This window comes from Candidatus Nitrosopumilus sp., from assembly GCF_040878665.1.
In the GTDB taxonomy this organism is placed as follows: domain Archaea; phylum Thermoproteota; class Nitrososphaeria; order Nitrososphaerales; family Nitrosopumilaceae; genus Nitrosopumilus.
On the sequence record NZ_JBBDLU010000002.1, the window covers coordinates 186,542 to 197,824 of the forward strand.

Sequence of the window (11,283 nt, forward strand, 5' to 3'; positions counted from 1 at the left end):
ATCCCCCCTCTTTGTGAGTAAAATTGTGCTGTATCTAGGAAGTTCAAAACAGTATGATTTGTTGGAAATTTGTTTTATTCCAAAATTATAATCAACATTATGCAAAATGCAACAACACATCGAGTGAAACTGTTAAGGGGTTATGGCATTGGAATTACTTTAAAAGACAATCAAATAGTTTTAAAAAACGGCAGACATTTTTACGAAAAAGAGCACGAAATAGAATCTTATTTTCCATCTCGATTCCCGTATCAAAGAATAGTCATTTCTGGAAGAGGCATCCTCTCTACTGAATCAATAAAGTCATTATCTGAAAATAATGTAAATATCATTTTGACTGATTCGTATGGAAATGCAGTATCATCGATGAATTTCCCTATGGTCTCAGGGATTGGTTCGAGAAATAGAATGAGTCAGTACGATACGTTTCGAGATGATACCAAAGCAACCTATCTTCAAAGACAGTTACTGCATGCCAAGTTTGAAAGCCAGATCAGATTTTTATCCAGTCTGAATGAAGATTGTACAAAGGTCATCTCAACTCTCAAAGAACAACAAAGAATCATTCCAAATCTTGATTTGAGAAAAATGGTTACTGTCGAAGCTCATGTGAGTAGAGAATATTTCAAACTGTATACTAGTTTCTTTGATGAAAAATATGGTTTTGATTCAAGGCGTGGATTTGTAGGAAATACAAAACAAAATGCAACTGATGTGATTAACGCACTTTTGAATTACGGCTATACAGTTCTAGCTGGAGAAATTACCAAACAGATTGTAGGAATTGGTCTTGATCCGTACTATTCATTTTATCACAAAAATCATGAATCTTTCCAATCGCTAACTTATGACTTGATTGAGCCATTCCGATGGATTGTGGAAAAGACTGTGTATAGGCTAGGCAATGCCAAAAACAAGAAACTGCAAATCAAGAAAACTGACTATATCAAACACGATAAATCAGGCATGGTTTTATTGGATACCGAACTGGTCAAAAAGTTCTTAGAGATGCTTGAAGTTGATTTTAGAAAGACTAGAGAGTATGATAGGAAAAACGGCATGAAAAAAGAAAATGGGTTGTCTAATTGTGCTGAAATTACAATAGTCAAAATAGTGATTCAGAATTTATCTGACTTTTGTAATGGCAAAAGTGATGAGTTTAGAATCTAATTTTTTCTTTGTCTACAGGTAAACCTATAAGAAAATCATCAAACATTATATTCATCGGTATCAGGTTCATCAACATTATCTTCATTATCATCTAAAAACAAGTTCTCAGATTCATCATCAGGTTGAATAAAGTCACATTCGTCATTTAATGGATTTCCTTGGTCATCTACTTTGAATACATTTTGGAGTGGAACTTTTTTAATGTAATCATGCGAAGATGAAGAAGTATTACCACAATGTCCACAAGTTAATTTATCTACAACTTTTCTTTCACATTTAGGACAAGTTCTTACATCCATACATTTTCTATAAGAATTATGAACTTAAGTATATTGAAAATTAAAAAATTAAGATGTTTTTCTTCGTTTTTTTATTTCTTCTTCTATTTTACCAAGCAAAATAGATAGTTCAGAAAGCACAATTTTTTGGTTTTTAACTGCCCATAATGTTCTATATTGAGGAGCTATCTGTGTCCTAGGTGTTAACTCTCTTTTGATTTTCTCACGCGTGTCTTTCAAATCATCATGAGATAATTTATCTAAATTCTTAGTATGTTCTTTAACATTTTTTTTAACTGTTTTTTCAAGTTTCTTTGAATCCAGTTTGCTTAAATCATCTAAAGACACTCCAGTACATGGGATTTCTTTGTTCATAATTCCATAAGGGCTAGTTCGTTTAGCATTTTTTATTCTGAACTTATCTAATATTCCCATACTGTCTCTAACTATTTTATGAACTTAAGCGTATTGGAGTTTTATCGTCTATGTCTTCTAGAATTTGATTTATGTGGAGTTCTTCTTGATGTTTTTCTAGATGGACTTCTTCTTTGAGATGGTCTAGATTTAATGTGAATATCTCTAACAGTTCCACCGTCTTTCAAATTTTCTTCTATTCGTTTCTTGATAGCATCTTCATTACTTTTCATTTGATGATGAAATTTACACAACATCTGACAATTTGATAATGTATTATCATCTCTACCCTTGATATGATCAAATTCAAAATATTCAGTATTGGTACAATGTGGAATGGCACATCTATTATGTTGAATTTTTCTAATTGCTTCCTTGACGGTAGCGGGAAAATTATTACGGGGGATTTGATAATCTAATTGATCTTCTGATTTAGCAAATTGTTTTAGGTATTCATAATCTGGATCATTTTTATCTAGAATGTCTCGCATGATTAAATATTTTGCAAGTTTTAAATCAGAAAATTTTCCTTGTATTCGATAATGTGAAAAATATAACATATAATCAGTATGAGAAATTTTATATCCAAATTTTTGGATTAAGTTATATTCTGAATCAAAAAGTCTAGTTCCTTCTCTTGGGTATTTTCCAATGACTTTTTGACAAATGTCTTTTAACTCTCTGGAATCCATCGTCTTGATAATTCGTGAAAGTTTGTTGTGTAATTTTTCGGCATGTTTTTCATAATCTGTTTTTTTGAAAAACCCCATAATCTATCTCAATTATTTATGAACTTAAGCATTTGCTAATCTACACAATTTTTGGCATAATCCACAATACGCTTAAGTCGCGATAATTCAGAATGGGATTATGGGCATTATATCTGACATTGGAGATGGACTAGGTTTAGGTCTCAAGTATGGTTTGCTTGGAATTGTTATACTAGTTTTGATTTTTGGAGTAATTATTCCATTATTTCAAAATAATGTGATTCAAGATAATGCTGAAAATATCAAAGACGTTGTAATAGAACAAGCTCCAAATATTTTGAAAGCAGGAGTTGATTATTGTGAGGCTAAAGATATTGGAATTAATCAAATTCTAATTTCAGGTATTCATGATCAAATGTTACTCAATGCAAAAGGTAAAGCAAAAGAGATTTTGGATAAATGGACAATCACTCAAACAGTAACTGCTTGTGAAGTGGTAATATTAGATGATGTTTTACAAAAAGATGGTACAGAAAAAATTTGGAGAAATCAAATAGGATTAACACAAGCAATGAAGAATATTCAAGGGTGCACATTGATTGCGTGTATTGATGAATACAAAATTATCGAATATCTAAAACAGTAAAAGTTTAGAATGTAAGGTTCAACTTTCATCTAGTTGTTTCTTTAGTTTATCATATTCTTCTTTTGTTATTTCTCCATTGACTAATCTATCTTTCAAATGCCCTCTACGTTTTGCATCTCCAATTGGAAGTTTCTTTAAAATTTTAATAATAATTATTATTATTGCTACGATTATGCCTATAATTATTGCAATAATAATTCCAACTCCCAGAATACTCTGTAAAAAAGTATGTTCCAACATACAATTCTAAATTTTTATATGAACTTAAGCGTATTGAAATTTATCTTCCAATAAAATAAAAAACATACAAAATTGATGAAGCGGTAACTGACATTCCTGTGATTATCACTAGTTCATTTCTTGAAAATACGCTTGCTCTAAAACTCACAAATTTTCTTCAAAGATAGTGAACTTAAGCGTGTTGGAAATCCTTGAAAACTTGAAATCAATAAAAGATTAATGACAAAAACTCAAAATTCATTCAAGATTCTAAAACTGGCAAATGTACTCAGAAAACTTGGTAAAATGAAGGTAAAAGGGTATGAATCAACTATTGCCATGCCTCCAGATGACAATTTTACCAGACTATTAAGAAGGATGAGAGAAGTACAACAAGAAGAAAACAAGATTCTTGAAAAACTGATTGAATTAATCACATCAGAATACAAGACAAAATGTAGACATCCCAAAAAAATGCATGATGCCGATCCTAATGGAATAGTATACTGTATGCAATGCGGAGAGGATGTTTAACTCTCAATTTTTTTAATTGAAATCACTACAAGAAATTAGGATAATAAAGATTCCAATTCGGAGTTTGATATTGTCTTGTGATAAGAAGTCTTATGCGGATATTGGACAATAGAAACGATTTCGTCAATAAATTGATCTAATTTAGAATATAGTTCATTAAAAAATTGATTCGGATTATCTTCAATAAAAGCAATTTTAGTTCCAATTACTTCTGGTACATTTTTTTGGGGCTGTTCGGGAGAATATTTTTGGAAGATTATGCGAAATAGTAACGATGTTTTTGTTTCTGTCCCTCTAACTGCATGACGATTAATAATTGGATTATGGGCAATGAAATTTCTTAATTCTCTTAACAAAAATAACGATGAATTGGTAAAATCAAATTGTGATGTTTGTTCAACAGGATTCGAGAAATATTTGTTGATTATTTGTATGACTTTATTTTGTTCATCTACAGAAGAATCTAATTTATTTCTTAATTTATAGATGGTAATATCATCAAACCATAAGCCACTTCTATTTACACCAACCGTATTTTTTATTGGAGAACTTGTAGATTCAACAGTCTTTGTCACATATTTGCTAGAGGTGATAGGTTGTTCAAAAAATAAATTTATTTTAAAAGCCAAGTTTTCTATTGTTGAATTTGAAAAAAACAAAAAGGATTCAACATTTGACTCTAATTTTGTGTGTTGAATATCAAAGTCAAGGGATACTTGTGAGGGAATTTTCAAAAGAAAATGTTTGGCCAGACACATTTTAAAATCTACTTGGTCTAACATCAATTTTCTAGCATCTTCATTTGTAAATGATATAGAAGTCATGGTATGGAATTAGTTCCTTTTAATCTCAAATACTCATCAATCATCTCAATCATATTTGCTTACTTTCAATATGACATTTAAGTTCTTCACGGCATACCAGTATCAAAATCAACAGTTAGCCTTTACGTGTGTTTTGTATGTGTTTTCCCATATGTTCCCATTTGTATTTCTCTTGATAATCTATTAGTGGTTGGTGTAAGGAATCAGAATATTTTGTATTCATAACTTTTTCAAAATTACTTTCATACCATTCTGAAAGTATTATTTCAAATATTGACTCATCATCATCATGTTTTGTACGATTTAGTTTTGAAATTAAATTTTTTACAGATAATTTTTCAGCACTTTGTTTTAATGCATAAATTAATTCAAAGATTTTTACATCCAAATTGTCTCTGATAATTTTTGTTAGTTTTTCATCCTTAAACAATACTAAGAAAATATATTTTCCACGATTAGTTAATGTCCACAATCTATTTTGACTTATTTTAAAAAGAATTTCATTTGCAGATTCGTCATGTTTCTGACATTGTTTACATTCCATCCAAGCTAATCTTCCCAGCACATGATCTTTTTCATATGGAAAATAGTCTTTTCGTTTAAAATCTGGTTTTGATTTATTTCTAATCATTGCCTGATGGTTATTTTCTAATATTTCAAGTGACGATTGTATTGAATCAGCAGAAACTACAAATTGTGAAGATTTTTTGCAATGCATACATTTATGATCTGAATTTACAACAATTCGATACTCTTCAACATATCCTAATTTTTTGAGAAACTCCATAGTTATTTTTGTATCATGGTGATTGTTCACAGTGGCATCTGAAATCATTTTTGTCGTGGGAAATCTGTGTATCTCAAGATACTTGATAATTTTTACCGCTGTTCTGTAATTATTTCTTGGATAGTAGAATTTTCTTCTCAATTTTGGGTAATCGAGTTTTTTGACTGGTTTTGTTTTTCTCTCATGCATAAATAGGCACAGAGTTAGGTCATCGAGTTTTCTAATTAAAACTACCTAACAGCAAACAAGCAAAATCATTCATTGAACAAGCAAAAATCATTAAAAAATACAAAGAAAATCAGTCGTTCAAATGCTGTAACTACTGATTTTGGTACAAGGAAAATTAGCAGTCAAAATTTTTCAAAGGTGATTGCAATTCCAAAAACAGCACTAGCAAATCTAGGACGTTCATCTACAATGAATGTAGAACTAGTACAAGAAAACGGAGAGAAATTTCTCAAACTGTCTCTCAAAAAAGGAGGCAAAAGAAAATGAGTACAGAACCAATTCCATACATCAAGTGGGGTGATTATACATCTCATGATGAGAATAATCCCGATGTTTTGGAAATCAAAGTCTCTGATCTTGTTACATTTGACACGGAATATTCTGTAAACGTTCAAGTGTTACTAAAAACAGTAAATGGACTAGAATACAGGATTCTTCCTCTCAAGTCCAATACATCTCTAAATGCATCACTGTTTAATCAGTGGAGCAAAGGAGTAAGAGAAAAGAAGATCAAAAAAGATACCAGATTCAAGTTATTTACTTGGATTGGAGAGTCCAAAAATGGTTTTCCAATTAGACGGTTCAGGACGAACCTCTAATTTTTTGGTGATACTAATGAATGAAAAAATAAAAAAACTACAACAAAGACTAGTTGCTCTGAGAATATTTCCAAACAACAAGGAAGTAAAGATACTGCGAGAAAGAATAAAAAAACAACTTGCAAGACTAGAAAAACAAATTCCAAAGAAAAGCAAATCAAAAAAAGAACCAAACCAATCTCGGTCTGGAAAACTGAAAAGATATCACAACTATATCAGACAAATAAGAAACAACTATCCAAATTTGTCATATGGTGAAATTCGCAAACAACTAACCAAGAGACGTCAAGGAAAACCAAGCAAGATACCTGATGTGATATGGCAGACTCCATCGGGATAACTGATTACAAGGATCTCTCAAAGTTATACACGGGGCGAACACAAAACAGAGACCTTGCACAAACCTATCTGCATGACATCCATGGCGTAGACACTGAGACTTGGAATGGCGACATATTCCTAATTGCCGACTCTGATGGGCGATATTTGGATAAAATTACGCCTAATTCAGTCATTAATTTCCTCTTTTCAAAGAAATTTGAGAATGCTTGGAATTTCTTTTACAATATAGAGTATGATGCAGGGGTGATTCTAAAACTATTAGGAAATAGACTGAATATCTTCAAAACTACTAAAAATCTTCATTTCACATATAATGATTATACTCTAGATTACATCCCAAAAAAGAGGCTACGCGTATCCAAAGGTCATCACTCTCGAATATTTTTTGACATTGCACAATTTTACCAATCCAGTCTGGTTGACGCATATCAAAAAAATATCAGAAAACTAGACGAGCAATACCTTGCAATGAAAGATAAACGAGACCAGTTCTCACCTACGTACTATAGAAGGCACACAAACAAAGTAAGACAATACTGTATTGATGACTGCATCATGACAAAAGAACTCTCACAGCATTGGGTGAAAATATTTCATGATGCATTTTTGTTTTATCCAAAGAGATGGATTAGCTCAGGATACTTGGCAGAAAAGGTTCTATTCAATCATGGAATTGATATCCCAAAGTTCAACTCCATACCATATCCAATTCAAGACTTGGCGTACCGTTCAAGTTTTGGTGGTCGCTTTGAGATTCTAAAACGTGGGTTTATTGGAAAAGCGTATCTATATGATATTAATTCTGCATACCCTAACGCATTTTCAAATATTCCTGATCTAAACAATGGCAAATGGTTGCATAGAAAATCAGTACATCAAGATGCAAAGATTGGATTTTTTAGAATATTGGCAGACATTCCTGATGAAAAATATATTCCAGCATTTCCATTTAAGGCAAATGGAACTGTACTTTTTCCATCAGGCAAATTTGAGACATATGTTACATTGCCAGAATTACTTGCATGTGAAAAAAAATGGTACAAGATTCTAGACTCTTTTCAATTTATTCCAAAAACAAATCATTTACCATATCGAGAATTTATTGAAAATTTATATGAAAAAAGAATGACATTAAAAAAACAAAACAATCCAATGCAGTTACCATTAAAGATAATTCTCAACGCGATATACGGAAAGACAGGTGCAAATACTAACAGGATATCTGGAAATATCTTCATCCCTGTAATTTTTTCACATATCACGGGATACACACGTGCACAACTATACAACATGGTAAAAGAGCATGGAATTGAGCGTGATGTAGTGTTTTTTGCTACAGATTCTATCTGTTCTACGCGTAAATTGGACATAGATTCTACTAAACTAGGTGAATTTTCATTTGATAATGAGGCAGATGACGTAGAGGTGTTACAAAATGGAATTTATCGATTCAATTCATGGAAAAAGAGGGGTCTTGGAAAACTAAATGGCAAGGATATTGAGCATCTGGATACATTTGAGAAGGATGGAAAGTTATTCATAAAATATCTGGAGAAAAGAAACACTACTCTAAAGATGGCAATAATTCAAAATAAAATCTCAGATATTGGAAAGATAAAACCAAAAGTCAAGGAAATCAATATCAATGCAGACAGAAAGAGACAATGGGTTGAAAAACTAACTGGAATCAATGATGGATCATTCAATGATTCAATGCCGTTATCACTAAACTGGATAAGTAAAGATAACATCTAGTTTTGAAATATTGAAATAAAATTTATTTTGAAATTATTTCAAAATTAGGTGATTTAAAAATTTTTATAAAATTTTACTATAATTCAATCATTATAAAATAACCCTTAAAACAATATTCTGTGCGTAATTATGAAATCATTTCAATATTATTATAAAATCAGGCATGAAATTTTACTAAAATCATTTTAAAATCAGGCGTGAATTTTGATAATATGCAAAACAATATTGTTTCATTTAGAAATTATTTTATTTTAAAGTTATTTTTAGCATCTGTAATGTCAAAATTAAACTACATCCATTGACTTTATGTTTTGATCATTCGTTGTTGTAATTGTAAAACATTAGCACATTCGTTGATTGTTTTAATTCGTTGATTTAATGCGGTTTTCAGGCGTGAATGACGCTATTTTTTGTGTATTGTTACAATGATAAAAAGAAAAAATACAAAGATTGTGTTAATGACTTAATGTTTCACATATAAGCAAATAGAACAACATAGAAAATTTTAAAAAAATCTATTGAAGAATTAACTATTATATTAGAAGAGAAGTTAAAATATTTTTAAAAATATCTAATTGCAAACAAATTTGCTCTCTGTATCTCCTACTTCTGTTAACTCACAAACAAAGGTATTGCCAACTGTTCTCGGTATAATTGCATCATATTTTGCATTTATCTCAAAAGTTAATTCTTTTGAATTCAAAGGCATCTTCACTCTTTCACAATAAGCCTTAGACTCTTGAGCTCCAAGTGTTTGGAAATTAGTAAATGAGTTACATTCTTCACAAATGGCATTTGTGTTTATAGAAACTTGAAAATTACTAGCAGGAATCTCGCCTGAAGGTATTGCCTGCCCTTGATTTTCTATTCTAAAACATACTTGTGACCATAATCGATTATTCTCAGAATATATTGAAATTGGAATATCTTGACCTCCATAAAGTGTAGAATCAGGATGATTCATTGCTATCATAATCGTTGGTGAACTAACAACATAAAATACAAGTCCAAGTATTCCTCCAATTACTACTATGACAATACTTGCATTTGATAGATTACTCATAATATATGAAATGAATAGGGGTATTAAAATCAAAATCTATCACACTAAACGATAATCTTAATTCATGTAGTTACTCTCGAAAAACATGTCAGAACTTTTTGGAAATGATCCTTTTCTTAGAATCGTAAATGAAGAAGTAGAAAAAGTTCTAAAAACACATGAGAATACTGACGGGATTAGAGCAAAGGCAGATGTCTTAACAGATGCCTATGAAAAAGCTCTTCTTCGCTATATTGATCTTGTCAAAAACATGAACAGTGAGACTTTTGATAAATTCATTGATGGTAGAAGAGTTGAAATATCGAAATTAGCTAAAAACAACAGTAATGCTCTTTTAGACACATCTCCTCAAAATACTGATCCAGATTTTAAAAATAGTCTTGCATTGGCAATGGAACCTGAAGACGATTTTATAGACAATGTTGGTAAGAAAATAGAGAAACTGGGTTTAGATGGAAACGATTATTCTAGATTGTTTCTTGTTGATTTTACCTCTAAACTTGAATTATTTCAAATGATGATTGGATATTTTGTAGAAATTTGGCCGTTACTTGAAATTGATGCCATCGTAAGAAAACATTTCAATTCTGATTTTCAATGGCCACTGGCAGTATCTCTTTTAGCAACACAGGAAAATCTTGTAAAGAAAAAACTCATAGATTTAAAAATGACAAAGCCTGAAATCGAACAATTTCTAAAACAAAAAGGAAACAATTTTGCACAACTAGTAGAATTACTTGCTGAGAAAATTCAATCAGATGAAAAGAGAACGGTTAATGTATCTTTTTTCAAATCTTCTGCACTAAGAGAAGTGCGAAATAAAATTGAGCATGGGGGATTTGATATTAAAGTGACTAAAGATGATGTTTTAGGATTATTGGCAGATCTTAAAAAATTTGAAAAAGAACTCTTTCCACAATAATTAAATTTTATCTATGCTGTCTTTCTGGATACAGCACAATTTTACTCACAAAGAGGGGGGATTCCCTTTTTTATTGAACTTCAATCATGGTTTCAGTTCTATCCACGCCAGTGATTTTTTGGATTTGATTTGCCACTTCTTTTATCTGGCCTAGCTCTTTGACCTCAATTATGGCAACTGCATCAAACTGTCCGCTGGTAGGAAAAGAGTCGGTTATAGAAGTAATCTTACGTAATCTAGCAGCTATGAGTTTTTTTGGTGATTTTACTAAAATGATTGCTCTTACCATCCTAAATTAACCTCCACTTCAATCAATGTCTCAGTAGTTACAATCTCTTTGATTTTTTTGAAATCAATTACCATATTATTGATTTCGTCAATATTTCCTTGCAAAAGAACACTAACATCTGCTCTTCCAGAGACAATCATTATCTGTTTTAGAATTTTACGTTTTTTCTTTAAAATTTCAACGACAGAGTCTACTTTACCAGGTTTAACCGTAATCAGACACAATGCACGCATGTATAGTGTATGTTATCGAATCTGATAAAGATTCCTAGTCAAATGCTTCTTGGGAGCGAGCCTCTTCTAAATATGCACGTCTTTCTTCGTTTACTTTTTCTTGATCAATTTCTATATCATCATCAACAATAACAATTCCCATATCATCACTTGGTTCTTCTTTGATTTTTTTGGATTTTCCTTTAGATTTAACGTCTTTAGATGTTGCAGGTGTTTTCTTTGCAGGTGTTTTCTTTGCAGGTGTTTTCTTTGCAGGTGTTTTCTTTGCAG

At 31.1% G+C, this 11,283-nt stretch carries 18 protein-coding genes; 8 read left to right on the forward strand and 10 right to left on the reverse strand.

The features are described from left to right. Positions 1-99: 99 nt before the first annotated feature. Positions 100-1,170, forward strand: a complete 1,071-nt coding sequence (gene cas1, locus WDZ98_RS02400) for a CRISPR-associated endonuclease Cas1 (protein ID WP_368057932.1) — start codon at positions 100-102, stop codon at positions 1,168-1,170. A gap of 38 nt (positions 1,171-1,208) precedes the next feature. Here cas1 and WDZ98_RS02405 read toward each other — a convergent pair whose 3' ends face one another. The 3 genes from WDZ98_RS02405 to WDZ98_RS02415 are packed head-to-tail and all read right to left on the reverse strand — an operon-like array spanning position 1,209 to position 2,632. Beyond that, a complete protein-coding gene (locus tag WDZ98_RS02405; protein WP_368057930.1) occupies positions 1,209-1,469 on the reverse strand; it encodes a hypothetical protein in 261 nt (86 codons plus the stop codon). A 48-nt stretch (positions 1,470-1,517) separates the two neighbouring features. After that, positions 1,518-1,883: a hypothetical protein gene (locus WDZ98_RS02410; RefSeq protein WP_368057928.1), complete on the reverse strand. Its 366-nt coding sequence runs from the start codon at positions 1,881-1,883 to the stop codon at positions 1,518-1,520. A 41-nt stretch (positions 1,884-1,924) separates the two neighbouring features. Continuing rightward, on the reverse strand, positions 1,925-2,632 hold the full coding sequence (locus tag WDZ98_RS02415; RefSeq protein WP_368057926.1) for an HNH endonuclease signature motif containing protein: 708 nt from the start codon (positions 2,630-2,632) through the stop codon (positions 1,925-1,927). A gap of 100 nt (positions 2,633-2,732) precedes the next feature. On the opposite strand from WDZ98_RS02415, the gene WDZ98_RS02420 reads away from it, so the two are divergent. Continuing rightward, positions 2,733-3,218: a hypothetical protein gene (locus WDZ98_RS02420; protein ID WP_368057924.1), complete on the forward strand. Its 486-nt coding sequence runs from the start codon at positions 2,733-2,735 to the stop codon at positions 3,216-3,218. 18 nt (positions 3,219-3,236) lie between these two features. On the opposite strand, the gene WDZ98_RS02425 is transcribed toward WDZ98_RS02420, so the two are convergent. Continuing rightward, positions 3,237-3,458, reverse strand: a complete 222-nt coding sequence (locus WDZ98_RS02425; RefSeq protein WP_368057922.1) for an SHOCT domain-containing protein — start codon at positions 3,456-3,458, stop codon at positions 3,237-3,239. Positions 3,459-3,677: 219 nt separating this feature from the next. On the opposite strand from WDZ98_RS02425, the gene WDZ98_RS02430 reads away from it, so the two are divergent. Then, positions 3,678-3,971 carry a hypothetical protein gene (locus WDZ98_RS02430; RefSeq protein ID WP_368057920.1) on the forward strand — a complete coding sequence of 98 codons (294 nt, stop codon included), beginning with the start codon at positions 3,678-3,680 and terminating at the stop codon, positions 3,969-3,971. A gap of 35 nt (positions 3,972-4,006) precedes the next feature. Here the strand turns inward: WDZ98_RS02430 and WDZ98_RS02435 are convergent, their stop codons facing one another. Together WDZ98_RS02435 and WDZ98_RS02440 are read right to left on the reverse strand one after the other, a co-directional pair. After that, positions 4,007-4,795, reverse strand: a complete 789-nt coding sequence (locus tag WDZ98_RS02435; RefSeq protein WP_368057918.1) for a hypothetical protein — start codon at positions 4,793-4,795, stop codon at positions 4,007-4,009. A 115-nt stretch (positions 4,796-4,910) separates the two neighbouring features. Beyond that, positions 4,911-5,771 (reverse strand): hypothetical protein, encoded by an 861-nt coding sequence (locus WDZ98_RS02440; protein WP_368057916.1) that lies wholly within the window; start codon positions 5,769-5,771, stop codon positions 4,911-4,913. Positions 5,772-5,843: 72 nt separating this feature from the next. On the opposite strand from WDZ98_RS02440, the gene WDZ98_RS02445 reads away from it, so the two are divergent. The 4 genes from WDZ98_RS02445 to WDZ98_RS02460 are packed head-to-tail and all read left to right on the forward strand — an operon-like array spanning position 5,844 to position 8,506. Beyond that, a complete protein-coding gene (locus WDZ98_RS02445) occupies positions 5,844-6,077 on the forward strand; it encodes a hypothetical protein (protein WP_368057914.1) in 234 nt (77 codons plus the stop codon). Beyond that, the gene (locus WDZ98_RS02450) at positions 6,074-6,409 is read left to right on the forward strand and encodes a hypothetical protein (RefSeq protein ID WP_368057912.1); all 336 of its coding nucleotides are present in this window, start codon (positions 6,074-6,076) and stop codon (positions 6,407-6,409) included. The genes WDZ98_RS02445 and WDZ98_RS02450 overlap by 4 nt, the downstream gene beginning before the upstream one ends. A 16-nt stretch (positions 6,410-6,425) precedes the next feature. After that, entirely contained in the window at positions 6,426-6,749 is a 324-nt protein-coding gene (locus WDZ98_RS02455; protein ID WP_368057910.1) for a hypothetical protein, read from the forward strand. Continuing rightward, positions 6,728-8,506 (forward strand): DNA polymerase, encoded by a 1,779-nt coding sequence (locus WDZ98_RS02460; RefSeq protein ID WP_368057908.1) that lies wholly within the window; start codon positions 6,728-6,730, stop codon positions 8,504-8,506. The genes WDZ98_RS02455 and WDZ98_RS02460 overlap by 22 nt, the downstream gene beginning before the upstream one ends. A 571-nt stretch (positions 8,507-9,077) precedes the next feature. On the opposite strand, the gene WDZ98_RS02465 is transcribed toward WDZ98_RS02460, so the two are convergent. Beyond that, a complete protein-coding gene (locus WDZ98_RS02465) occupies positions 9,078-9,569 on the reverse strand; it encodes a hypothetical protein (RefSeq protein WP_368057906.1) in 492 nt (163 codons plus the stop codon). Between the two features lie 85 nt (positions 9,570-9,654). Between WDZ98_RS02465 and WDZ98_RS02470 the strand changes: the two genes are divergently transcribed. Continuing rightward, positions 9,655-10,491, forward strand: a complete 837-nt coding sequence (locus WDZ98_RS02470) for a hypothetical protein (protein ID WP_368057904.1) — start codon at positions 9,655-9,657, stop codon at positions 10,489-10,491. Positions 10,492-10,561: 70 nt separating this feature from the next. Here the strand turns inward: WDZ98_RS02470 and WDZ98_RS02475 are convergent, their stop codons facing one another. The 3 genes from WDZ98_RS02475 to WDZ98_RS02485 form a co-directional block, all read right to left on the reverse strand. Next, positions 10,562-10,780, reverse strand: a complete 219-nt coding sequence (locus WDZ98_RS02475; RefSeq protein WP_368057902.1) for an Lrp/AsnC ligand binding domain-containing protein — start codon at positions 10,778-10,780, stop codon at positions 10,562-10,564. After that, complete coding sequence (locus WDZ98_RS02480) at positions 10,774-11,013, reverse strand: hypothetical protein (RefSeq protein WP_368057900.1); 240 nt, start codon at positions 11,011-11,013, stop codon at positions 10,774-10,776. Before WDZ98_RS02480 ends, WDZ98_RS02475 begins: the two co-directional genes overlap by 7 nt. 34 nt (positions 11,014-11,047) lie before the next feature. Further along, positions 11,048-11,283: hypothetical protein (locus tag WDZ98_RS02485; protein ID WP_368060914.1), on the reverse strand; the 236-nt coding region annotated here is incomplete at its 5' end.